Source organism: Sphingomonas sp. NPDC019816 (genome assembly GCF_050274375.1).
In the GTDB taxonomy this organism is placed as follows: domain Bacteria; phylum Pseudomonadota; class Alphaproteobacteria; order Sphingomonadales; family Sphingomonadaceae; genus Sphingomonas.
Genome location: NZ_JBNNOB010000027.1, coordinates 1 through 21,992 on the forward strand (window position 1 = coordinate 1; position 21,992 = coordinate 21,992).

At 67.2% G+C, this 21,992-nt stretch carries 22 protein-coding genes; 7 read left to right on the top strand and 15 right to left on the bottom strand.

The features are described from left to right. Positions 1–130: 130 nt before the first annotated feature. Genes ACQKJZ_RS06310 through ACQKJZ_RS06345 form a run of 8 tightly spaced genes read right to left on the bottom strand, consistent with a single transcriptional unit; the run spans position 131 to position 6,686 of the window. A complete protein-coding gene (locus ACQKJZ_RS06310) occupies positions 131–478 on the bottom strand; it encodes a hypothetical protein (protein WP_427730410.1) in 348 nt (115 codons plus the stop codon). After that, positions 475–1,233, bottom strand: coding sequence for a HesA/MoeB/ThiF family protein (locus ACQKJZ_RS06315; RefSeq protein ID WP_427730411.1), 759 nt, complete (start codon positions 1,231–1,233; stop codon positions 475–477). The genes ACQKJZ_RS06310 and ACQKJZ_RS06315 overlap by 4 nt, the downstream gene beginning before the upstream one ends. After that, positions 1,230–1,649 carry a hypothetical protein gene (locus tag ACQKJZ_RS06320; protein WP_427730412.1) on the bottom strand — a complete coding sequence of 140 codons (420 nt, stop codon included), beginning with the start codon at positions 1,647–1,649 and terminating at the stop codon, positions 1,230–1,232. Before ACQKJZ_RS06320 ends, ACQKJZ_RS06315 begins: the two co-directional genes overlap by 4 nt. Next, positions 1,646–2,095, bottom strand: coding sequence for a dUTP diphosphatase (gene dut, locus ACQKJZ_RS06325; protein WP_427730413.1), 450 nt, complete (start codon positions 2,093–2,095; stop codon positions 1,646–1,648). Before dut ends, ACQKJZ_RS06320 begins: the two co-directional genes overlap by 4 nt. Next, the gene (gene coaBC, locus ACQKJZ_RS06330; protein ID WP_427730414.1) at positions 2,092–3,285 is read right to left on the bottom strand and encodes a bifunctional phosphopantothenoylcysteine decarboxylase/phosphopantothenate--cysteine ligase CoaBC; all 1,194 of its coding nucleotides are present in this window, start codon (positions 3,283–3,285) and stop codon (positions 2,092–2,094) included. Before coaBC ends, dut begins: the two co-directional genes overlap by 4 nt. Further along, entirely contained in the window at positions 3,282–4,385 is a 1,104-nt protein-coding gene (locus ACQKJZ_RS06335) for a hypothetical protein (protein ID WP_427730415.1), read from the bottom strand. Before ACQKJZ_RS06335 ends, coaBC begins: the two co-directional genes overlap by 4 nt. Positions 4,386–4,390: 5 nt before the next feature. Next, positions 4,391–5,926 (bottom strand): 2-polyprenylphenol 6-hydroxylase, encoded by a 1,536-nt coding sequence (gene ubiB / locus ACQKJZ_RS06340; RefSeq protein ID WP_427730416.1) that lies wholly within the window; start codon positions 5,924–5,926, stop codon positions 4,391–4,393. Positions 5,927–5,954: 28 nt separating this feature from the next. Further along, the gene (locus ACQKJZ_RS06345) at positions 5,955–6,686 is read right to left on the bottom strand and encodes a class I SAM-dependent methyltransferase (RefSeq protein ID WP_427730417.1); all 732 of its coding nucleotides are present in this window, start codon (positions 6,684–6,686) and stop codon (positions 5,955–5,957) included. 105 nt (positions 6,687–6,791) lie between these two features. Between ACQKJZ_RS06345 and mutM the strand changes: the two genes are divergently transcribed. The 3 genes from mutM to dnaA all read left to right on the top strand — a co-directional run bounded on the left by mutM (position 6,792) and on the right by dnaA (position 9,962). Further along, positions 6,792–7,607 carry a bifunctional DNA-formamidopyrimidine glycosylase/DNA-(apurinic or apyrimidinic site) lyase gene (mutM, locus tag ACQKJZ_RS06350; RefSeq protein ID WP_427730442.1) on the top strand — a complete coding sequence of 272 codons (816 nt, stop codon included), beginning with the start codon at positions 6,792–6,794 and terminating at the stop codon, positions 7,605–7,607. Between the two features lie 87 nt (positions 7,608–7,694). After that, complete coding sequence (gene rpsT / locus ACQKJZ_RS06355) at positions 7,695–7,958, top strand: 30S ribosomal protein S20 (RefSeq protein ID WP_007404699.1); 264 nt, start codon at positions 7,695–7,697, stop codon at positions 7,956–7,958. Positions 7,959–8,432: 474 nt separating this feature from the next. After that, the gene (dnaA, locus tag ACQKJZ_RS06360) at positions 8,433–9,962 is read left to right on the top strand and encodes a chromosomal replication initiator protein DnaA (protein WP_427730418.1); all 1,530 of its coding nucleotides are present in this window, start codon (positions 8,433–8,435) and stop codon (positions 9,960–9,962) included. Between the two features lie 76 nt (positions 9,963–10,038). On the opposite strand, the gene ACQKJZ_RS06365 is transcribed toward dnaA, so the two are convergent. Genes ACQKJZ_RS06365 through secB form a run of 4 tightly spaced genes read right to left on the bottom strand, consistent with a single transcriptional unit; the run spans position 10,039 to position 13,727 of the window. Next, positions 10,039–10,614, bottom strand: a complete 576-nt coding sequence (locus tag ACQKJZ_RS06365) for a topology modulation protein (protein WP_427730419.1) — start codon at positions 10,612–10,614, stop codon at positions 10,039–10,041. Further along, entirely contained in the window at positions 10,614–11,621 is a 1,008-nt protein-coding gene (gene trpS / locus ACQKJZ_RS06370) for a tryptophan--tRNA ligase (protein WP_427730420.1), read from the bottom strand. Before trpS ends, ACQKJZ_RS06365 begins: the two co-directional genes overlap by 1 nt. 8 nt (positions 11,622–11,629) lie before the next feature. Next, positions 11,630–13,207, bottom strand: coding sequence for a murein biosynthesis integral membrane protein MurJ (murJ, locus tag ACQKJZ_RS06375; protein WP_427730421.1), 1,578 nt, complete (start codon positions 13,205–13,207; stop codon positions 11,630–11,632). 13 nt (positions 13,208–13,220) lie between these two features. Then, the gene (secB, locus tag ACQKJZ_RS06380) at positions 13,221–13,727 is read right to left on the bottom strand and encodes a protein-export chaperone SecB (protein WP_427730422.1); all 507 of its coding nucleotides are present in this window, start codon (positions 13,725–13,727) and stop codon (positions 13,221–13,223) included. A gap of 193 nt (positions 13,728–13,920) precedes the next feature. Here secB and ACQKJZ_RS06385 point away from each other — a divergent pair, with 193 nt between their 5' ends. Genes ACQKJZ_RS06385 through ACQKJZ_RS06395 form a run of 3 tightly spaced genes read left to right on the top strand, consistent with a single transcriptional unit; the run spans position 13,921 to position 16,507 of the window. Next, positions 13,921–14,571, top strand: coding sequence for a Tim44/TimA family putative adaptor protein (locus tag ACQKJZ_RS06385; protein ID WP_427730423.1), 651 nt, complete (start codon positions 13,921–13,923; stop codon positions 14,569–14,571). Between the two features lie 15 nt (positions 14,572–14,586). Then, the gene (gene mltA / locus ACQKJZ_RS06390; RefSeq protein ID WP_427730424.1) at positions 14,587–15,954 is read left to right on the top strand and encodes a murein transglycosylase A; all 1,368 of its coding nucleotides are present in this window, start codon (positions 14,587–14,589) and stop codon (positions 15,952–15,954) included. Positions 15,955–15,979: 25 nt separating this feature from the next. Next, positions 15,980–16,507 (top strand): Smr/MutS family protein, encoded by a 528-nt coding sequence (locus ACQKJZ_RS06395; protein ID WP_427730443.1) that lies wholly within the window; start codon positions 15,980–15,982, stop codon positions 16,505–16,507. On the opposite strand, the gene dapE is transcribed toward ACQKJZ_RS06395, so the two are convergent. Continuing rightward, positions 16,485–17,600 (bottom strand): succinyl-diaminopimelate desuccinylase, encoded by a 1,116-nt coding sequence (gene dapE / locus ACQKJZ_RS06400; RefSeq protein ID WP_427730425.1) that lies wholly within the window; start codon positions 17,598–17,600, stop codon positions 16,485–16,487. The two genes, ACQKJZ_RS06395 and dapE, sit on opposite strands and share 23 nt — an antisense overlap. Before the next feature lie 139 nt (positions 17,601–17,739). Between dapE and ACQKJZ_RS06405 the strand changes: the two genes are divergently transcribed. Beyond that, positions 17,740–17,922: a hypothetical protein gene (locus ACQKJZ_RS06405; protein ID WP_427730426.1), complete on the top strand. Its 183-nt coding sequence runs from the start codon at positions 17,740–17,742 to the stop codon at positions 17,920–17,922. Between the two features lie 19 nt (positions 17,923–17,941). Here ACQKJZ_RS06405 and ACQKJZ_RS06410 read toward each other — a convergent pair whose 3' ends face one another. Further along, positions 17,942–18,604, bottom strand: a complete 663-nt coding sequence (locus tag ACQKJZ_RS06410; RefSeq protein ID WP_312488513.1) for a glutathione S-transferase family protein — start codon at positions 18,602–18,604, stop codon at positions 17,942–17,944. 110 nt (positions 18,605–18,714) lie between these two features. Continuing rightward, positions 18,715–21,789, bottom strand: a complete 3,075-nt coding sequence (locus ACQKJZ_RS06415; protein ID WP_427730427.1) for a TonB-dependent receptor plug domain-containing protein — start codon at positions 21,787–21,789, stop codon at positions 18,715–18,717. Positions 21,790–21,992: the final 203 nt, after the last annotated feature.

Here is a 21,992-nt window from a genome sequence, read left to right on the forward strand (position 1 = left end):
GGGTGGGGCGCCTCCACAGGCAGACAGTGTGAGGCGATGCCCCACCCCAACCCCTCCCCTGAAGGGGAGGGGCTCGCGTTTATTCGATACGATGTCATCGCGATCTAGAAGGGGAGGAATATGCGGCCCTCTAACGTTCCGCGCGCCGTGCAAGCCAACGGAAGGTCAGCAGGATGACGGTCGGCCACAGCATCGTCGACCACATGTCGAACCAGGATGCCGCCAGATTGCCCTCGTCGGTCGGATAGAAGGGCTGGAGCAGGTCATAGGCTTCGTTGGCGGTCTCGATCGCCAGCACGGTCAGCCAGCATCGCCAGTCCCAGGGCGCGCGCCGCAGGATCAGGGCCGCGAGCACCAGGATCGCCATGCCGAAATGGGCGTGGAGCGCGCTGTCGGGCAGGCCGGTGATCTGGCCGATCCACGATTTGTCACCCGTCCAGTCGGCCCAGCCCGTCGGCGGCGCGGGAGGCGTCTTCACGCCGTCATGCCCGAACAGCGGCAACCAGGGTCCTTGGGCAGGCCGATGGTGCGGAAACGCAGCGACAACAGGTCGGCGAGCAGGACCGAGCCCGCGCTGTCCCGCCCGAAAGGCGCGATGGCGCGCAGCGTCTCCAGCGCGGCCAGGCTGCCCATCACGCCGGTCACCGGTCCCAGCACGCCGTCATCGGCGCAGGTGAGCCCGGCCTGATCGAGCGCGTCGCCGACGAAGCAGCGATAGCAGGGCTTGTCCGCCTCCCATCCGCGATAGACGGCCAGCTGCCCCTCGAATTGGCCCACCGCCGCCGAGACCAGCGGGATGCGGGCGTCCAGCGCCGCATCGGCCACCACGAGCCGCGTCGAAAAATTGTCGCACCCGTCCAGCACCACGTCCGCGCCCGCGAGAAGTGCCGCGACATTCTCCCCGGTCACGCGGGTGCGGTGGACCGTGACCTGGACATGCGGATTGAGCCGGGTCGCAAAGGCGGCGGCGGCCTCCGCCTTCGGGATGCCGCGATCCTCGGTGGTGAAGATGGTCTGGCGTTGCAGGTTCGACGGCTCGACCACATCATCGTCGATCAGGATCAGCGATCCGACCCCGGCGGCGGCAAGATACTGGATCGCCGGAGAGCCGATGCCACCGCAGCCGATCACCGCGACCCGCGCCTGCTTCAGCCGAATTTGTCCCCCGCCGCCGAATTCACGTAACACGATGTGACGGGCATAACGGGCCAGTTCGTCGTCGGACAGGGTCATCCCGGCCATGTATAGGTGATGACCGTGCGATACCAGCGATCCTCGGACAGCATGGTGCGATGCGGCAGATTGCGCATCATCCGTAGAGCCGCGCCCGCGCTGAACTGCTCGACGGTCGGACAACCGATGGCGAGCGGCACCACCGTCGGCGTGCGGTTCTCGCCGGCCGGACGCATCGCCATCGGAACGGCGATCACCACCTGTCCGTCATCGGTGACGCGGTTGCGAGCGCATCGACCGGCCTCCACCTCTTCGCGGACGAAGCGGACCATCGTCGCGCTGGCGGGGGGCAGGGTGATCGACGGCAGCGTCGACCAGTCATGCGGCGGCTCGGCGGAGGCGGCGTTCGCGGCCGGCGGGGTCACGGCCTGCGGTGCGACGAGCGCCTGCGCGACGAGGGTCAGTAGCGCGATCATTGCCCGGTCGATCCGAAACCGCCCGTGCCCCGCCGCGTGTCGTCCAGGGCCGCAACCTCGGTCAGGGTCGCGCGCTGGACCGGCGCAGGAACCAGCTGGGCGATGCGATCGCCGCGCGCGACGGCGAACGCGTCCTGGCCCAGATTGGCGAGGATCACCTTCACTTCGCCGCGATAATCCTCGTCGATGGTACCGGGCGTGTTGAGGCAGGTGATGCCGTGCTTCAGCGCAAGGCCCGAACGCGGTCGCACCTGGACCTCATAGCCCGCCGGAATGGCGATGGCGAAGCCGGTCGCCACGGCCGCCCGCGCGCCCGGCGCGATCGTCAGGCTTTCGGCGGCGACCACGTCCATGCCGGCCGCGCCGGGGGTCGCATATGCGGGTAGGGCCAGCCCTTCGCCATGGGGCAGGCGCTTGATGGCAATCGCAATCGGAGCATGCGTCATGAGCGTGCTTGTAGCGCATCCGCCATGCGTTGTGCGAGTCCCGCCGCCACGGCGTCCTTGGACATCCGGGTCCAGCTCTCGACGCCATCGGCGGTAACGAGGTGCACCATATTGGCCTCGCCGCCGAACACATCCGTGGAGACGTCATTGGCGACGATCCAGTCGGCACGCTTGCGGGCGCGCTTGGCGATGGCATGGTCGACGACATGCTCGGTCTCCGCCGCGAAGCCCACGACCAGCTGGGGTCGGTCGGGGCCGGCGGCGACGCGGGCCAATATGTCGGGGTTCTCGACCAGCGTCAGCGCGGGCGCGATGCCGCCGTCCTTCTTGACCTTCTGCCCGGCGGCCTCGACGCGCCAGTCGGCAACGGCGGCGACCATCACGGCGGCGTCGACGGGCAGGGTGGCCTCGACCGCCTCGGCCATCTGTCGCGCGGTCTCGACATCGATGCGGGTGACGCCGGCGGGGGTCGGCAGCGTTACCGGCCCGGCGACCAGCGTCACCCGCGCGCCCAGTCGTGCGAGCGCCCCCGCCACCGCGAAGCCCTGCCGCCCCGAGGAGCGGTTGGCGATATAGCGCACCGGGTCGATCGGTTCGTGCGTGGGGCCGGCGGTGACCAGGATATGGCGACCCGTGAGTGGCGCCTCGACGGGGGTGGTGGCCAGCATCCGTTCGATCGCCGCCATGATCGCCGGCGGCTCGGGCAGGCGACCGGGGCCGAACTCGCCGCACGCCATGGCGCCTTCATCGGGCGTCATGACGGTCACGCCGTCCGCGCGCAATCGCGCGACATTGCGCTGCGTCGCGGGGTGCAGCCACATGCGCACGTTCATCGCCGGCGCGACCAGCACCGGGGTGTCGGTCGCCAGCAACAGGGTCGTCGCCAGGTCATCGGCATGGCCGTTCGCCATGCGCGCCATCAGGTCGGCGGTGCCGGGCGCGACCACGAGCAGATCGGCCTCGCGACTGAGCTGGATATGCCCCATCTCCGCCTCGTCCTTCAGGTCCCACAGGGTCGTGAACACCTGGTTCTCGGACAGCGCGGCCAGCGTCATCGGCGTGACGAAATGGCCGCCTCCCTCGGTCAGGACGCAGCGTACGCTGTGCCCGGCCTTGCGGATCAGGCGGATCAGCTCGCAACTCTTATAGGCCGCGATGCCGCCGCCGACGATCAACAGGATATGGCTCATCGCACCACTCGCTTGACGGTGATCCGGCGCCGGTCGCGCAGCGTGGCGACCAATTCGCGCACGGCGTCGGGGGCAAAGACCAGCCCCAGGAAAAACAGTGGCGCCAGCATCAACAGGAACCCCGCGCCCCCGGTCAACAGCGCCGCCAGCGCATAGGCCGCCATGGTGACCCCGGCGCGGCGGGCGACCGGTCGCCGCCAATGTAGCCAGCCCAGCGCCGCCAGGACTGCCAGCGGCAGGACGAGGCTCAAGGGCAGGAACCCGACCGCGCCGGTCGAGGCGACACCGGCGATCAGGTCGGCGGGCGTCGTCAGGGCCAGCGCGTCACCCATCACCGGGTCGACGGCGGTCACGGCCGTATGCAGCGCATGGGCATGGGCCGCCAGCACCAGCAGGAACAGCGCGATGGCGATGATCCAGCCGATCACCTCCTGTCGGGCGCGCGAATGCCAGGCGAGCACCAGCATGACCAGCGCATGGACCAGCGCGACCGGCGTCACGATCATCGCCGCAAGGCCCAGCGCGACCGCGGTCGCCATGCCTTGGGGCCGATGCTGCGCCAGCGACAGCGCGACGAGGAGCGCGGCCCAGCTTTCCGGCACCACGCTCATCGGCCAGGCGACCAGCGGATAGAGCCCCGCGACCGCCAGGATCAGGGCCAGCCCCTGCGCGACCGGCCGGTCGAGCGCGATCCGCCAAGAACGCGCCCAGGCGACAACGACACTAAGGGCGAGCAGGATCAACAGCGTCTCGCCGATGTCGGGCGACACGGTCGCCAGCGCCACGGGCAGGGCGGGCAGGGGCACCGCGATCAGCGCGGGGCGCAGCGGTTGTTCATTCTCCCGCAGCGCATCGATCGCGGCCGGGTAGAAGGACTGGCCGTGACGGACATGGTCGATGATCGTGACCGACACCGGGGCCAGCCGATCGGGCACCGGCACGATCGGGCGCTGCGTCGCCCAGAAGACCAGGATCAGCAGCAGCAGCAGGCCCAGCACGCCCCCCGCCCGCATCGGCGACAGGCCCGTCACCCGGCCGGGCTGGTTCAGCCAGAGCGGACGCGCGAGACGACGCTGGCGAACGGGGGGCGCGCTGCCCACCGTCGCTACCGAAGCACGGCCAGGGTTGCCGCGACCCCGGCCGCCGCCGAGGCCATCGACAGCAGCGCATAGCGCCAGCCGCCACCGATCCGAACGACCTCGATCTGCTTCAGCGGCGGGGCGGGCGGCTCGCCGCCCGGTGCCGGGTAGCGCGCCTCGATCCGGCGGACCAGTTCGGGCAGGCGTGCGATGGTGCGCACATCCTCGATCAGCCGGTCGGCGATCTTGGCTTCCGGCCCCAGCTCGGTCCTGATCCATTCGCGCACGAAGGGGGCGGCCGAATCCCACAGGTTGATGTCGGGGTCGAGGCTGGTCGCCACGCCCTCGACCATCACCATGGTCTTCTGGAGGAGCAGCAAGTGCGGCTGCGTCACCATGTCGAAATCGCGGGTGATCGAGAACAGCCCGTCGAGCATCATGCCGATCGACATGTCCTTGACGGGAAGCCCACGCATCGGCTCGCCCACCGCACGGAGCGCGGTCGCGAACTCGGCGACATTGTGGTGCGGGGGCACATAGCCCGCCTCGAAATGGATCTCGGCGACGCGCTTATAATTGCCGGTAATCAGGCCGTAGAGAATTTCGGCCAGCCAGACCCGCGCGCGGCGGTCGATCCGGCCCATGATGCCGAAGTCGATCGCGGCGATCTTGTTGCCGGGCAGGGCGAACAAATTGCCCTGGTGCATATCGGCGTGGAAGAACCCTTCCGCGATCGCCTGACGCAGGAACGCGCGCACCAGCGTCTGGGCGAGATGCGGCAGGTCGTAACCGGCCTCGACCAGCGCCTGGCGGTTGGACAGCTTGATGCCGTCGATCCATTCGACCGTCAGCACCTTGGCGGTCGAGCGCGCCCAGTCGATCTGCGGCACCATGAAATCGGGCTCGGCGGTCATCGACTCGGCAAGTTCGGAGGCCGAGGCCGCCTCGCGCCGGAAGTTCAGTTCGCGCAGCGTCCAGCGGCGGAAATTCTCGACCGTCAGGCGCGGGCGCAGGCGCGCGGCTTCGCCGCTCATCCCCTCGACCTGCGCGGCGGCCCATTGATAGGTGTCGATGGCGCGGGCGAAGTCGTCCTCGACGCCGGGGCGCAATACCTTGACCGCGACGGTACGGCCATCGGTCGTCACCGCGCGGTGGACCTGCGCGATCGAGGCGGCACCAACCGGCGTCTCTTCGATCGATGCGAAGAAATGCGAGGGCGGACGGCCCATGCTCGCCTCCATCGCGGCGCAGATCGTCGCGAAGGGGACGGGGGGCAGCTGGTCCTGCAGGCGCAGCAGATCCTGCGCGGCTTCCTCACCGACCAGATCGGGGCGCGTCGCCAGCGTCTGACCCAGTTTGATCGCGGCCGGGCCGATCGCCTGAAACGCGTCGGCATAGGCCGGCTTGGCGGGTACGCGCGCGCCGAACCGCGCCACGCGCGCCAGCCGCCGCACGGGGGCCGGCGTGTTGGGATCACGCTCGATCCCGCGCAACGCGCCATGTCGGGCCAGCGTCCGCCCCCATTTGAGCAGACGCCAGAGATGGACTACCGGCTGGGTCACAGGGCGAACCCGCCCGGACTTCCTCGCATCAAATCTTCCAGCCCGAATGGATCGCGACCAGGCCGCCCATGATCGGCTCGACCTTGGTCTCGATAAAGCCCGCCTCGCGGATCATCTTCTCGAAGGTCGGCATGTCGGGAAAACGGCGGATCGATTCGATCAGATAGCGATAGCTGTCCGCATCGCCCGCCAGCATCTGGCCCAGCTTGGGCACCAGCTTGTGCGAATAGGCGTCGTATACCTCGGAGAAACCCGGCCAGACGGTGGTCGAGAATTCCAGGCAGAAGAAGCGCCCGCCGCGGCGCAGCACGCGGTGCGCTTCCTTGAGCGCCGCCGGAATGTCGGTGACGTTGCGGATGCCGAACGCGATCGTATAGGCGTCGAAGAAACGGTCGGGGAAGGTGAGGGACTCGGCATTGGCCTCGGTCCAGACCAGTTCGTCGAACCCGCGCTCGCCTGCACGCTTCATGCCGACTTCCAGCATCGCCGGATTGATGTCGGCGACCGTGATGCTCGCGCCCGACTCGGCCAGGCGGAAGGCGATGTCGCCGGTGCCGCCCGCCATGTCGAGGATCTGGTCGCTGGCGCGCGGCTTCACCCGGCGGACGAAGCGATCCTTCCACAGCCGGTGCATGCCGCCCGACATGGCATCGTTCATCAGGTCGTATTTGGAGGCGACGTTGGTGAACACGCCGCCGACACGGGCGGCCTTTTCGTCGCGGGGCACATCTTCATAGCCGAAGGACACGGTATCGCTCATGCAAGATGCCCTAGCCCGGCCTTGCTGGCGGGGCAAACGCTACCTAGCTGTTTGGCTGAGGAAAGCGCCGACATGCCGGGCTTTCGCGAGATTGCCCGAGAGACGATGCCCGAACTGCCCGAGGTCGAAACCACCGTGCGCGGCCTGACCCCCGTGCTGGCCGATGCGCGGCTGACGCTGGTCGAGCCGCGCCGCGCCGATCTACGCCATCCCTTTCCCGCCGATCTGCGCCAGCGGATGACGGGCGCGCGCGTCACGGGGCTGGGCCGGCGCGCCAAATATGGTCTGATCGACACCGATCGCGGCGACACCATGATCTTTCACCTGGGCATGTCGGGGCGCTGGCGAATCGATCCGGGCGAGCCGCAGACGCATGACCATCTATTGCTGGAGACCGAGGCGGGACGGCGGCTGGCGCTGAACGATCCGCGCCGATTCGGTTTCGTCGATCTGCTGCCGACCGCCGAGCTGGCGCACTACCCGGCCTTCCTCGCCATGGGCCCCGAACCGCTGGGTGACGCGTTCACCGCCGCCTATCTGGCCGAGCGGCTGGAGGGACGTGCCGCGCCGATCAAGGCGATGCTGCTCGACCAGCGAATCGTGGCGGGACTGGGCAACATCTATGTCTGCGAGGCGCTGCATATGGCGGGCATCGCGCCGGGGCGAGCGAGCGGCCAGATTTCCAAGGCGCGGCTCGGCCGGCTGGTGGACGCGATCCGCACCGTCCTGAACGCGGCGATCCTGGCCGGCGGCTCTTCCTTGCGCGATTATGTGCGGCCCGATGGCGAACTCGGCTATTTCTCCAAGGAGTGGCGGGTCTATGGGCGCGAGGGCGCCCCTTGCGAATGTGGGGCGATCGTCCGGCGTCGGACCGATTCGGGGCGCTCCACCTTCTATTGTGCGACGTGCCAGCGCAGTTGACGGCGGCCCCGCCAACCGGTAAGGGGCGCGGCTTCAGAGCTGGTGCGTCGCGCCGCTATCCCTTTTGATCGAGATTTAGAGGTTTTCATGGCGAACACGCCGCAGGCCAAAAAGCGTATCCGTCGCAACGAGCGTCGCGCCGTCATCAACGGCAACCGCGTCAGCCGTATCCGTACCTTCGTGAAGAAGGTCGAAGCCGCGCTGGCCGCTGGCGACAAGGAAACCGCGACGGTCGCTCTGGCCGCGGCGCAGCCCGAAATGGCGCGCGGCGTCGCCAAGGGCGTGCTGCACAAGAACACCGTGGCGCGCAAGTTCTCGCGCCTGACCAAGCGCATCGCCGCGCTGGCCTAAACGCCTCTATCAGCGACGAACGAAACCCGCCGGGGACGGCCCCGGCGGGTTTTTTCGTGTCCCTGCGGCATAGGTTAAGCTTCGTCGGCCAGGTTAGGCCGGGGAACAAATCCGCCCGTCGTGCAACGCAAGGATTTCCCGCGATTCGAGTGCGGGCGGGTTCGTGCGTCTGCGCGCCCATATCCTTAATATACTGCATTTTCAGTTGCTTGTAAGATTGTCGAACGCGTTTCCGCGCGGTTTTGGCTGTCAATCCGGTTTATTTCAGATTTATGGCCGGACATGGTCTTGATCAGACCCCCTCATGGCTCATAATCGGTTTCCCAGCAGCGGTGCTTCGTGACCGCGTCATGGAAATAGCGACGTAACAGAACCGGGCCGAGTCCAAACCGGATTGGCTCATCGGGCTGGTGTCGCCGCGTGGAATTGGGGTCGGCCGTGCAGGCGGCGGCCGGGTTAGATTGGAGTGTGCGGGTGACGAATTGGCAGGCAACGCGACCGACGACCGACCAGGCCCGTGCCTGGGCGCGCGTCCGCGCGAACCTGCGCGAATCGGCCGGCGCGCGTCTGTTCGACCAGTGGTTGAAGCCGATGGAGCTGATCGAGGGCGATGAGCCGGATACGGTCCGTCTGGCGCTTCCTTCGGCCTTTGCGACCAACTGGGTGCGCAGCCATTACGCAGACCGGCTGCATCTGGAATTCAAGGCGGTGCTGCCCGAAGTGCGCGCCGTGATGCTCGAGACCCGTGCGCCGTCGCGCGCGGCCAAGCTGACCAGTGTCGAAGCCGTGGAGCCAGCCCCGGCGCCCCGCCCGGCCGCGCTGCGCGCTGAAGCGGCCCCCAGCCTGGTCGAATCGGACGAGCAGCCCTCACTGTTCGGTGCGCCCGCCGCATCCGCGCCTGCCAAGCCGGCCCGCGCGACCACGACGGCGCGTGCGGCCAAGGCGGACGCCGCGGCCCCCGCCGCGCCGCGCAACGCCAGCGACCGTCCGCCGCTCGATCCCCGGTTGACCTTCGATCGATTCGTCGTCGATTCGTCGAACCGCGTCGCGTTCAACGCGGCCCTGTCGCTCGCCGAGCCGGGTCCGCCGCGTTTCAGCCCGTTGTTCCTCCATGGCGGCACGGGGCAGGGCAAGACCCACCTGATGCACGCCATCGCGCATGCCTTCCTCGAATCGCATCCCGAGGCGGTCGTGCTGTGCATGTCGGCCGAGCGGTTCATGTTCGATTTCGTCGCGGCGATGCGCGCGCGCGACACGCACAGCTTCAAGTCGCGGCTCCGCTCGGCCGATCTGCTGCTGATCGACGATCTGCAGTTCATCGCCGGCAAGGACTCGACCCAGGAGGAATTCTTCCACACGGTCAACGAACTGGTCAGCGCGGGCAAGCGGCTGGTCATCTCCGCCGACCGCTCGCCCCAGTCGCTTGACGGGGTGGAGCCGCGCATCATCGGTCGCCTAGGCGCGGGGCTGGTCGCCGATATCAAGGCACCCGACCTGACGCTGCGCCGCACGATCCTCAACCGCAAGGTCGCCGATCTGCCCGAGGCGGTGCCCAACGACGTGCTCGACCTGCTGGCGTCGCGGATTCGCGGCAATATCCGCGAACTGGAAGGCGCGCTGAACCGCGTCGTCGCCTATGCGCAGCTGACCGGAGACAAGATCGACCTGGAATTCGCGGTCGCCACGCTCGGCGAAGTGCTGCGCGGCGCGCAGCGGCGAATCACCATCGACGAAATCCAGAAGCTGGTGAGCCGCCATTTCGAGCTGAAGCCGCTCGATCTGGTCTCCGCCCGCCGCGCGCGCGCGATCGCCCGTCCCCGCCAGATCGCGATGTACCTTGCCAAGCGCCTGACCACCCGCTCGCTGCCCGAGATCGGCCGAAAGTTCGGCGGGCGCGATCACTCGACGGTGATCTATGCGGTGCGCAAGATCGAGGAATTGCGTGATACCGACCGCGATATCGATAACGCGGTGCGGGTGTTGATGAAGGAACTGGAGGGCTGAGGTCCTTCGGGGCGTGGGCTTCGACTTTGCTCAGGCTGAACGGAAGTTTGGCCAAGTCGTGATTCCCGCAAGCCGTTCAGCCTGAGCGAAGAAGGCCAAGGGAATCCGCGCGCCCCAAATCCGCCATCACCCATGCGAGCGGCGGTGTCCGATCATAGCGGATCACCCGGCCCTCCGCCCCCGCCAGCACCCGCAAAACGCCCTGCCGCACCGCCCGTCGCCAGTGCCAGCAATAAAACAGGAACGCCCAATCCAGCCGCTCCGGGCATCCCGGTGCGCTGTCGGGACGCTGCTGCCCATGGTAGCGGGCCACGCGCCGCAAGATGCGCGGGATCGTGGTGCGGCGGGGCAGGTCGAGCAGGATGATCCGTTCGGAACGGGCGAGCCGGTCGGTGGTTGCGGGGCCGTAATGCGCGCTGGAATAATTGCCATCAATCACCCAGGCGGGCCGAGCGGCGATCACAGTCATGTCGGCGATAAATTCGTTCCGTGGCCGGGCGATCCAGCCCAGGCCGTGGAATAGCGCATCGGCGTGCCAGACGGGTAGGCCGAGCCGTTCGCCCAGCATCCGGGCCAGCGTCGACTTGCCGCTGCCCGGTGGCCCCATCACCATGATCCGGGTAGGGACCTTGGTGACGGGGCGGGTGGTCATCAGATCTGCAACCCCATGGTCCGCTGCACGTCGAGCAGCATCGGCGCGGCGAGGTCTCGCGCCTTCTCGGCGCCCCGCTCCAGGATGCGCCCCACTTCCCCGCGATCGTCGAGCAGTCGGGTCAGCCGCTCGCGGATCGGACCCAGCGTGGCGACCGCCAGATCGGCCAGTTCGGGCTTGAACACGCCAAAGCCCTTGCCCGCGAACTGCGTCAGCACATCCGCCGGGGTACGGTCGGCCATGGCGGCGTAGATGGTGATGAGGTTGCGCGCCTCGGCCCGGCCTTCCAGCCCCTCCATCGTGTCGGGCAGGACGTCCGCGTCGGTCTTGGCCTTGCGGAACTTCTCGGCGATCTGGTCATCGCTGTCGATCAGCTTGACCAGCGACATTTCCGACGGGTTCGACTTGGACATCTTCGACGTACCGTCGCGCAGTGACATGATGCGGGGCGCGGCCTTGCTGATGAACGGCTCGGGCAGGGTGAAGACCTCGCGCTCATAGTCGTTGTTGAACTTGGTCGCGATGTCGCGCGCCAGCTCCAGATGCTGCTTCTGGTCCTCGCCCACGGGCACATGCGTGGCGTTGTAGAGCAGAACGTCGGCCGCCATCAGCACCGGGTAGTCATACAGCCCGACGCTGGCGCCCTCGCGGTTCTTGCCCGCCTTGTCCTTGAACTGGGTCATGCGGTTCAGCCAGCCGACGCGCGCGACATTGTTCAGCAGCCAGCTCAGCTCGCTATGCTGCGGCACGCGGGTCTGATTGAACAGGATCGAGCGTTCGGGGTCGATGCCGGCCGCGATCAGGGTCGCGGTCATCTCGATCGTGTTGGCCGCCATGTCGGCGGGCGCGATCCATTCGGTCAGGCCGTGCAGGTCGGCGATGAAGTACATCGTCTCACCACCCTTGGCCTGGATGTCGTCCTGCATCGCCACCCACTGCTTCACGGCGCCCAGATAATTGCCGAGATGGAGATTGCCCGTGGGCTTGATGCCGGAAACGACGCGCATGATGATCCTCAAGGGTTGCGGCGAACGAGCCGCTTGATGTCCGCGAGCCGGAAGGCCCCGGTCGCGAAGGTGGCCACCGCATAGACCAGCATGCCGGTCGCGACCAGTATGATGAGCGCGCCCCAGCGCTCCAGGCTGGAGCCAGTGACATAGGGCTGGAAGCGTTCGTTGAGCAGCGCCATCGCACCGCCCATCAGGACGGCGGCGACCAGCATCCGCCAGGCCCGCCGGCGCAACTGCGCATCGGCGACGAAATGCCCGCGCCGCGCCAGCGTGCGATAAAGGAGCACGACATTGACCGTGGACGCGATCGCGGTGGCCAGCGGCGGCCCCATATGGCCCAGCCACCAGATGAAGATCAGGTTGAGGACCAGATTGACCAGCATCGACCAGGTCGCGAAGCGAACCGGCGTGCGCGTGTCGGCGCGGGCGTAGAAACCGGGCGTCAACACCTTCACGAGGATATAGCTGGGTAGCCCGATCGAAAAAGCGGCGAGCGCCTGCGACGTATAGAAGCTGTTGGTCGCTGTGAACTTGCCATGCTGGAACAGCGCGGCGACGATCGGCTGGCCGCAGACGATCAGCGCGACGGTGGCGGGCAGGGTGAGCAGCAGCGCCAGCTCCATGCCGCGATTCTGCGTCTCCATCGCCTCCACCTCCTTGCCCGCCCCCAGCAGGCGCGAGACAGTCGGGAGGAGGACGGTGCCCAGGCCAATGCCGATCAGCCCCAGCGGCAACTGGTTCAGCCGGTCGGCGGCATAGATGTACGACACCGACCCCTCGGGCAGGAAGCGGGCGGCGAGCGCGGTCGAGATGACGAGGTTGATCTGCACCGCGCCCGCACCGGCGGCGGCGGGCAGGATCAGCTTCATCAGCCGCTTGACGTCGTCGTTGATGACCGGCCGCTTCAGCTTGAGGCGGACGCCCGCTTGTCGGCACGCCCACCAGAGCCAGACGAATTGGAGGATACCCGCGACCGTTACCGCGATCGCCTGGTTGCGTGCGGTCGTCATCGGGTCGTGCGCGTGGAAGAACAATAGCGCGACGATCAGCGTCAGGTTGAGCAGGATCGGCGCGGCCGCATTCACCCAGAAACGGTGCAGCGAATTGAGGATGCCGCCGAGCAGCGACACCAGGCTGATGAACAGCAGATAGGGAAAGGTCAGGCGGTTGAGCAGGACGATATAGTCGAACTGCGCCGAGGTGCCCTTGCCGTAACCGAAGGTCTGGACCCAGGTGACGGGCCAGGCGGCCAGCTCGACCAGCGCGGTCATGACGATCAGGATGGGCAGCAGGACCGAGAGCGCATTCTCGGCAAAGGCCAGGCCCTGCGCCAGCCCCGACCCTTCCGCCGCCTTGTCCCCTTCGGCCACCTTGCGGTTGAACATCGGGATGAAGGCGGCGGAAAAGGCGCCCTCGGCAAAGAGGGCGCGGAACATGTTGGGCAGGCGAAACGCGATCTGGAACGCGTCGGAGGCGAAGTTCGCACCCACGAAGCGGAAGAACAACGAGTCGCGAACCAGACCAAGCACGCGGCTGGCCAGAGTCAGCCCGCCGACCGAGCCCAGCGCCTTGGTCAGGTTCATCTGTCAGGCCGGATCAGGCGTGGCCGGTTTCCGGGGTGTTCGGCTGCGCCCCGCCTTGCGCCTCGGCCTGCTGAAGATACAGCTGCGCGAAGTCGATGGGCTCCAGCATCAGGGGCGGGAAGCCGCCGTCACGCACCGCATCGGCCAGCACGCGGCGGGCGAAGGGGAAGAGCAGGCGCGGCGCTTCGCCCAGCATGAAGGGCTGGATCTGGTCGGCGGGCACGTTGCGGAAGCCGAAGAGCCCGGCATAGCTGAGGTCGACGATGAAGGCGGTCTTGCCCTCGGACTCGGCGCGAACCTCGATCTTCAGGGTCAGTTCGTGGACTTCCTCGCCGACCTGCGCGGCCGAGATGTTGAACTGCACGTCGATGCCCGGCGCGGTCTGCGCCTGATAGATGGCCGGTGCGTTCGGGTTCTCGAACGACAGATCCTTCACATATTGCGAGATCATGCCGGCGGCGGGGCCGGTATCGTCACCGGCCGGCGCTTCGAAGCCCTGCGGCAAACCCTGTTCGTCCATCGTCAATACCTTCTCGTATAGTATCAAGGGGGCTAAGGAACCGAAAGGGCGGGTCCGCGCGTTCGGCCTAATGGCCGTTGCGCGTAGCAGCGGGTCGACGCGGATTCAACCTTGCCCAACTCTCTCGGGTGGCCGGGTTTTCATTGTCGGTCGCTGTGCCTATATCGGTCGGGTTATCGAAAGGCTTGTCGCGTTGTTATTCTACGTCGTTCTTCTCGCGATGGTTGCGCTGTTCCTGGCGCTGAGGCTGTACAGCGTGCTGGGCAAGCGTACGGGGCATGAGCAGCAGCCGCTGCCGCGCAGCGCGGACGATCGCGCCCGCCCCGTGGCGATGCCGCGCACGACCGAGGCGACGCAGACCCCGGCCCCGGTCGTCAACCGCAACATCGATCCGCGCGCCGAACAGGGCCTGCGCGGCATCATCGCCGGCGAGCCGGGCTTCGACGTCAACCAGTTTCTGGCCGGCGCGCAATCGGCCTATCGCATGACGCTGGAGGCGTTCTGGAAGGGTGACGAGCAGGCGCTGTCCGAACTGGTCGATACCGATGTGCTGGCCGCGTTCTCCGAAGCCATCGCCCAGCGTGAGGCGGCGGGCGAGACGCTCGACAACCGTCTGATCCGGGTGGAAACCGCCAAGATTGTGGATGCGCAGCTTGCCGGTCGCGACGCGCGGATCACGGTACGCTTCGATGCCGACATCGTCGCCGTCACGCGCGATGCCGAAGGCCAAGTCGTCGCCGGCTCGCTGAGCGATGCGGTCGAGACGCATGACATCTGGACCTTCGCCCGGACGCTGAAGAGCGGCGATCCGAACTGGAAGCTCGTCGACACCGACGAAGCCTGACGACAGGCCGGGGGAATGCGAACGGTGAGGGGGCTTCGCACCGCGGCGACGGTCGCGCTTTCGTTGAGCCTGGCGGCCTGCGCTGGGCATATCGTCCCGCCGGGCGGATCGACGGGGCATCCAGCCGGCGCGTCTCGCCCCGAAACGTCGTCGCGACCCGATCGGCCCCGTCCAGCCGGTCCATCGGTCCAGCCCAACGGCCCCAGCGTATCGCGCGTTGGCCCCGGCCCGGTTCGGATCATCCCCTCGACGCCGCTGCCCGCGACGCCTGTTCTTGCCCAAGCGGGTGCGACCACGGCGGCGCAGGCGGGCGTGCTGGCCGGCCCCCCGGTCGCGACCTTGCCGATCACCGAGCCACAGGCCGAAGCGGCGCGTGCAGCCTTCCTTCTGTCCTGCCCCGGCCTGATGCGTCGGACCGATAGCAGCGGCCTGACCCAGGGGGCGGACTGGCAGCCGGCTTGTCAGGCGGCGGCCAATGTGCCGCGTGGCGGTGCGCGCGACTTCTTCGCCCGTTATTTCGAGGCGGTGCAGGTCGGCGACGGCCGCTCGCTCGCCACCGGTTATTACGAGCCGGAAATCGCCGGCTCGCGTGATCGTCGCTCGGGTTATGAGGTCCCCATCTACGCCCGACCCCGCGATTTGATTGATGTCGACCTCGGCGCCTTCTCGACCGCGCTGAAGGGCAAGAAGGTCCGCGGCAAGGTCCAGGGCAGCAACCTCGTCCCCTATGACGATCGGACCGCGATCGAGGAGGGCTCGCTCGAAGGGCGGGCGCCCGTCCTCGCCTGGGGTGCGGACCCGGTCGAGGTGTTCTTCCTCCAGATCCAGGGTTCGGGGCGACTGCGGCTGCCCGGCGGTGACATCATGCGGGTCGGCTATGACACGCAGAATGGCCGGGACTATACCGGCATCGGCGCGCTGATGAAGGCACGCGGGCTGCTGGGGCCGGGGCAGACCTCGATGCAGGGGATCGTCGCCTGGCTGCACGCGCATCCCGAGGAAGGCCGCGCAATCATGCGCGAGAATAAGAGCTTCGTGTTCTTCCGCGAACTCGACGGCGCGCCGCAGGGCGCGATGGGCTATGCCGTGACGGGGCAGGTCAGCGCCGCCGCCGATCCCAAATTCGTGCCGCTGGGCGCGCCCGTCTTCCTGTCGATGGACCGGCAGGATGCGACCGGCCTGTGGGTTGCGCAGGACACGGGTGGCGCGATCAAGGGCGCCAATCGCTTCGACACCTTCTGGGGCGCGGGCGAGACCGCGCGTACCGTGGCGGGTGGCATGTCAGCGCGCGGCACGGCGTTCTTGCTGCTGCCGGTCGGCACATTGGCGCGCGCCGGCATTGTCGGTACGAACGGGACGACCGGTGCGGTCCCTCAACCCTGACGAAGCGCAGCTTTGGGCGCGGGTGATGAACACCGTGCGCCCCTTGCGTGCCGCGATCGTGCCCGCCAGGCCCGCCCCGCCGCCTCCGACGATGGAGGCGGTGTTCCACGAAATGCCGGGCGCCCCCAAGGTGCGAGTAAAGGGGCGCGTGCCTCCGATGCGTCAGCCTGCCCCCGTGCCGGTGGCGCCCAAGAAGGGGCCGGGCGAAACACTCGATGGCGGATGGGACAAGCGACTGTCGCGCGGCGCCGTGATACCCGACAGTTCGCTCGACCTGCACGGACATACCTTGTCCTCGGCGCATGCGCTGCTCGACCAGGGGTTGGGGCGTGCCATCGCGCGGGGCGACCGCGTGCTGTTGCTGGTGACCGGCAAGCCGCCGCGCCCCGAAAGCGAGCGCCCGCATGCGCGCGGCGCGATCCGCGCGGCGATCAGTGACTGGCTGGGCGCGTCGCGCCATGCCGATGCGATCGCGGCGATCCGGGGCGCCCATCCGCGCCATGGCGGGCAGGGCGCGCTCTACATCGTCTTCAGGCGCCCGCGCGAGCGATGACCCCCGCATAGATGCGGGTCAGCGCGTACAGGTCGTCGACAGCCACCGCCTCGTCGACCTTGTGCATCGTCGCGTTGAGCAGCCCGAACTCGACAGTGGGGCACAGCTTCGACAGGAAACGCGCGTCCGACGTGCCGCCGGTGGTCGACAGTTCCGGTTCGATCCCGGTCTCGGCACGGATGGCGTCGGCGATCATCGCGGAGAAGGGGCCGGGCTGGGTCAGGAACGCCTCACCCGAGATGCGACCCGTGACCTGGGCGCTTGGCGCATGGCGCTGCGCGACTTCGGCGATCCGGTCGATCAGCGCCTGGCCGCGCTGTTCGTCATTGAAGCGGATCGACAATCGCGCCTGCGCCGATCCGGGGATGACGTTGTGCGCCGGGTTGCCGACATGCAGGTCGGTGATCTCGATGTTCGAGGGCTGGAACCATGCATTGCCGGTATCGAGCGTGATCCCCTCGATCTCGGCCAGGATTGCGACCAGCGGGGTGATCGGATTGTCGGCGAGGTGCGGATAGGCGACATGCCCCTGCCGCCCCGGCACGGTGATCCAGATATTGACCGACCCACGTCGCCCGATCTTCATCATGTCGCCCAGCCGGTGCGCGGAGGTCGGCTCGCCCACCAGGCACAGATCGGGCGCGATCCCGCGCGCCGCCATGCGATCGATCAGCGCGCGGGTGCCATGGATGGCGGGGCCTTCCTCATCGCCGGTGATGATCAGCGACAGGGGGATGCTCGGATCGGCCGGGATCGCCGCGACGAATGCGGCGACCGCGCCCTTCATGTCGACCGCGCCGCGCCCGAACAACAGGCTATCGCGGACATCGCCGGAAAAGGGCGAACCCTGCCACCCGTCGCCGGCCGGCACGACATCGACATGCCCCGCAAAGGCCAGATGCGTTCCCCGACCACCGCGTGTCGCCAGCAGGTTTTCCACCGGTCCGTCGGGTGCTTCGCCGACCACGAACCGGTCGATCGCAAAGCCCAGGGGTGAGAGCGCGGCCTCGAGCACGTCGAAAACGGTGCCATGGGCGGGGGTGACGCTGTCGGCGCGGATCAGGGCCTGGGCCAGGGAAAGGGCATCGGTCATGCCGCGCGGCATAGGCAGGCCGGCGGATGCAGGCAATCGCTCACGGCCGATCGCGGGCGGCGGCATGATCCATGTCGGCGGTGCACGGGACCCGATCGGCCCGCCCGTCGTTGTGTGCGCTCATGAAAGGAACACGGCGATGAACGAGCGGGATCGCGATCTGGATCATAAGGGCCGCAAGACCAGCCTACGTCTGCTGATGGGGCTCGCGGTCGTGTTGCTGATCGCCATGGGCCTGCTCTGGGCATTCTCTTCCCATGTCGCGGAGCCGGCGACCAGCCAGCGTGCGCCCTTGAACGAGACCCCGCCGGCCACCCAATAGGCCGGGGCAGGGCAGCCGGTCACACCGTGGGCTGCTCGAATCGTTCGATCACCCAATCCTCCTCCTGCGCGCCGGCGATCCAGTCCTGCATGAAGGGATGGCGTAGCACGGCGTCCATATAGGGCACCGCGAAACGCGCCGAGGGAAGTTGATAGGTGACGATTCGGGTGACGACGGGCGCGAACATGATGTCGGCCGCCCCGAAATCGCCGAACAGGAAATCGCCATCGCCTCCGAACCGCGCGCGGGCCTGTGCCCAAAGCTCCATGATCCGCTTGAGGTCGACGACGACATCGTCGTCGGGACGCTGGGCGGGATAGACCTGGCGGATGTTCATGCTGTGCTTGCGGCGCAGCGCGATGAAGCTGGAATGCATTTCCGCCGCCATCGAGCGCGCCATGGCGCGTGCGGCATCGTCGACCGGCCAGAAACGATCGCGGCCCACCTTGTCGGCGAGATAGTCGATGATGGCCAGGCTGTCCCACACCACCGCCTCGCCATCCCACAGGATCGGCACCTTGCCCGACGAAGGCGCGAACTCGGCCCCCTCGCGACGCTTGTCCCAATCCTCGTCGTAGAGCGGCACGACGACTTCCTCGAACGCGATCCCCGACTGGCGGCACGCAAGCCAGCCGCGCAGGGACCAGGAGGAATAGGCCTTGTTACCGATGATCAGCTTCATGGCGACAGGGGTAACCGGCCCATGCGTGCCCGGCAACCGGGCAAAGAAAAACCCATCCGGCGGGAACCGGATGGGTTTTGTCTGTCAGGCTTTTCCCGATCCGAAGCGGATCAGAAGCGGGCGGTCGCCGCCACGCGGAAGAAGCGGCCGATGATGCCCGAGAAATAGGGCCGGGTGCCGCCGCCCACCGAGGTCGCGGGGAAGGGCGCCGACGCGTTGAAGACGTTGTCGACGATGAAGCGCAGGTTGAACTGGTCGTTCACCTTCACGCCCACGGTGGTGTTGAACACCATCCAGTCGCTCAGGCCCGTGATGTTGCGGGCGTTCGGGGCCTCGTCGAGGTTGAACTTCACCTTGCCGGTATACTGGCCCTGGAACAGGAAGTTGATGACCTTGCCTTCATAGGTCAGGTTCGCCGTACCCGAATGGCGCGGAAAGCCGATCTCGCCGGCGGCGTGGTCGACGTCGCCGACACCGATCTGGGTCTGGAGCTTGTCGCGGTAGAAATAATTGACCGACAGACCGACCGTACCGGCATTCTCCAGGCCGACACGGCTCAGCGGCAGGCGATAGGCGATGGTCGATTGCAGGCCCGCCATTTCATAGGACGCGGCGTTGAAATAGCCCTCGCGGATCGTCGTGATCTGGCCATCGGCGCCACGATTGAACTGGCCGCAGAACTGGTTGGGATAACCGGCGCCGTCATAGCAGGCGTTCAGGATCGACTCACCGTCGAGCGAGGTGATCGCATCGTTCAGCTTGATGTTCACCCAGTCGACCGCGACCGACAGGCCGGGGACGAAGGCGGGCTGCGCGATCGCACCGATGGTCCAGCTATTCGCCTTCTCGTTACGCAGATTGGGGTTGCCGGCAACCGTCACCGGGATGGTGAAGTTGCTGAACCGCGAGTCGAACGTATCCGGGTTGATGCCGGCGGCGACGCAATTCGCACGACGGACGGCGGGGTTCGGGCCGTTGCCGACATAGCGGGCGTCACACGGGTCGAAGCCCGAATCGAACGCACGCGAGGTCGGGTTGAACACCTCGGTGATCGCGGGCGAGCGGATCGAGCGGGTGAAGTTGCCGCGGAAGGTCAGCCCCTGGAAGAAGCCGACACGGCCGCCGGCCGTCCAGGTCACGTCGCCGCCCGACAGCGAGTTGTCGACATAACGTGCCGCACCGTCGAACTCGAGCGTCTTGAGCCAGCTCAGCTCATTCTTGCTCGACACGAAGGGGACGACGACTTCGCCGAACACTTCGTTGGTGTGGAACTTGCCACGAATAGGATCGATCGGGATCGTGCGGCCATACTGGACGCGGCTGCCGTCCGCCTGGGGTTCGCCATAATAGAAGGCACCGGGATCGAACTGCGTCTTTTCCTCACGATGTTCATAGCCGAGCGACAGCGACACGTCGTTGCCGAACAGCTGGAAGACCGGACCATTGATGTTGGCGTTGAACACCAGCTGCTCATTGGCCGAACGCGGCGTGGCGACCGCGAAGATATAGTCGCGTGCGGCTTGGCTGGCCTGACCGACGCCGAAGATGTTGAGCGGGGCGCAGCCACCGCCACCGATCGACGGGATGGTCGCATTCACGACGCCGGGGCGGCAGGTGATGTTGCCCGACGCATCGCGCACCGCGTCGATCGCGTTGGCGAAATTCTGCTGGATCAGCTCGAAGTTGCGGCCGTTGGTGATCGACTTGCCATAGACGGCCGAGGCTTCCCACTTGAAGTCGCGACCCAGCAGCGGCACCGTGCCGTCGAAGCCGCCGACGAAGCGATAGGTCTCGACGGTCGCCTCTGCGCGGCCCGTGGTCAGATCGGCCAGCGCGCGGCCGACATAGAACTGGTTCTGGCCGGCGGGCAGATTGGCCGCGATCGTCGCGCGGTCGGTGGCGGACAGGTAGGGGTTGTCAAGGCTGATCAGTAGATTGCCATCGGCGGCACCGGCAACATCGAACAGCGCGGTGTTGTAGTTGGGCTGATCGATCAGGTTCACGCCCTTGCTGCGGACGTACCATGCTTCGCCGAAGAAGCGGATGCGGTCGCTGAACTCATAGCTTGCCTGCGCATTGGCGACATAGCGTTCCGAATTGGTCAGCAGGTTCGACTGGAGTGGCAGGTTATAGCCGTTGCCGCCGCTGCTGATGTAACCCTGACGCATCGGCGTGCCGAGGTCGAGCGGAACCAGTGTGCCGTTCGCGCCGAATTGCAGGAGCTGGCCAGCCGCGTTGCGGATGCCAAAATCGCTGGCGAGGTATTCATCGGCGCTGAACGGCACACCGCCGATGGTGAAAGCGCTGTACCGCTGGTTCGGGTAGAGGACGCGCTGGAAATCGCCGGGCGTCGCGGGCGTGCCGAAGAAATAGCCGGTCGCGGTGATCTCGCGGTCGGCGGCGGTCAGGCCGGTGACGCGGTTATATTCGCCCGAGATGGTGATGTTGCCGCGACCATCGGCGAAGTTCTTGCCGGCCAGCAGGCTGAGGCGCTGGTCGGGGGCGTCGCCCATCTGCGACACGCCGGCCTGGCCCTCGATCTGAAGCCCTTCATAGTTGCGCTTCAGGATGATGTTGACGGTGCCGGCGATCGCGTCCGAGCCATAGATCGGCGCGCCGCCGATGGCGACCGTCTCGACCCGCTCGACCAGCGTCGTCGGGATGTTGTTCAGGTCGACCTGCGTACCGGCCGACACGGGGCCGAAGATGCTGGCGGTATTCGACGACACGAAGCGGCGGCCATTGACCAGCACCAGCGTGCGCTGCGTACCCAGGCCGAAAAAGTCGACGAAGGTCTGCGCCGGGCCGAAGGACGACTGCGCACCGACACCGCTATTGCCCGGAGGGCCGAAGGCGGGGATTTCGCTCAGCACCTGGCCGACATTGGTATAGCCGCGGTTTTCGATCTGCGCGGCGCCGACGACCTGGGTCGGCTGCAACGTCTCGAACTCGGGGCGTGCGATGCGCGAACCCGTGACGACGACGTCCTGGCCGGCGCCCGCATCTTGCGTGGTCGTGCCGTTCTGGCTGGTCGTCGTGGTCTCGGTGGCGGTGTCGCTTTGGGCGGTCGTGCTCTCCGGGGCGGCGGGCGGCAGCGTCTGCGCGAAAGCCGGGCCGGCCAGGATGGTCAGCAGCGCCACGGCGCTGACGTCGCGCAGCGCGCGAACCTTGATGGTGTGAGACATGATACGCATACCCCTAGATTTTCTGGTTATGCGTAACCGGCTATTCCCCCGGCACGGACAGGGTCAACAAAAGCGTCATATCTGCTGACGTTTGTGTCCCGGTGCAGCATTTCTGCAACAATTTATGCGGTTTGTGTCCAAAGCGACGGCGCGAGCAGGCCGAGCGACGCGGAAAAATGCGGCCGGACGGTTTCGCCAACAAC

Excerpts from the sequence above, each read along its gene's own strand:
- ACQKJZ_RS06315 (WP_427730411.1), bottom strand. The coding sequence starts at position 1,233 with ATGACCCTGTCCGACGACGAACTGGCCCGTTATGCCCGTCACATCGTG.
- ACQKJZ_RS06320 (WP_427730412.1), bottom strand. The coding sequence starts at position 1,649 with ATGATCGCGCTACTGACCCTCGTCGCGCAGGCGCTCGTCGCACCGCAG.
- dut (WP_427730413.1), bottom strand. The coding sequence starts at position 2,095 with ATGACGCATGCTCCGATTGCGATTGCCATCAAGCGCCTGCCCCATGGC.
- coaBC (WP_427730414.1), bottom strand. The coding sequence starts at position 3,285 with ATGAGCCATATCCTGTTGATCGTCGGCGGCGGCATCGCGGCCTATAAG.
- ACQKJZ_RS06345 (WP_427730417.1), bottom strand. The coding sequence starts at position 6,686 with ATGAGCGATACCGTGTCCTTCGGCTATGAAGATGTGCCCCGCGACGAA.
- mutM (WP_427730442.1), top strand. The coding sequence starts at position 6,792 with ATGCCCGAACTGCCCGAGGTCGAAACCACCGTGCGCGGCCTGACCCCC.
- rpsT (WP_007404699.1), top strand. The coding sequence starts at position 7,695 with ATGGCGAACACGCCGCAGGCCAAAAAGCGTATCCGTCGCAACGAGCGT.
- ACQKJZ_RS06365 (WP_427730419.1), bottom strand. The coding sequence starts at position 10,614 with ATGACCACCCGCCCCGTCACCAAGGTCCCTACCCGGATCATGGTGATG.
- trpS (WP_427730420.1), bottom strand. The coding sequence starts at position 11,621 with ATGCGCGTCGTTTCCGGCATCAAGCCCACGGGCAATCTCCATCTCGGC.
- murJ (WP_427730421.1), bottom strand. The coding sequence starts at position 13,207 with ATGAACCTGACCAAGGCGCTGGGCTCGGTCGGCGGGCTGACTCTGGCC.
- secB (WP_427730422.1), bottom strand. The coding sequence starts at position 13,727 with ATGGACGAACAGGGTTTGCCGCAGGGCTTCGAAGCGCCGGCCGGTGAC.
- mltA (WP_427730424.1), top strand. The coding sequence starts at position 14,587 with ATGCGAACGGTGAGGGGGCTTCGCACCGCGGCGACGGTCGCGCTTTCG.
- ACQKJZ_RS06395 (WP_427730443.1), top strand. The coding sequence starts at position 15,980 with ATGAACACCGTGCGCCCCTTGCGTGCCGCGATCGTGCCCGCCAGGCCC.
- dapE (WP_427730425.1), bottom strand. The coding sequence starts at position 17,600 with ATGACCGATGCCCTTTCCCTGGCCCAGGCCCTGATCCGCGCCGACAGC.
- ACQKJZ_RS06405 (WP_427730426.1), top strand. The coding sequence starts at position 17,740 with ATGAACGAGCGGGATCGCGATCTGGATCATAAGGGCCGCAAGACCAGC.
- ACQKJZ_RS06410 (WP_312488513.1), bottom strand. The coding sequence starts at position 18,604 with ATGAAGCTGATCATCGGTAACAAGGCCTATTCCTCCTGGTCCCTGCGC.
- ACQKJZ_RS06415 (WP_427730427.1), bottom strand. The coding sequence starts at position 21,789 with ATGTCTCACACCATCAAGGTTCGCGCGCTGCGCGACGTCAGCGCCGTG.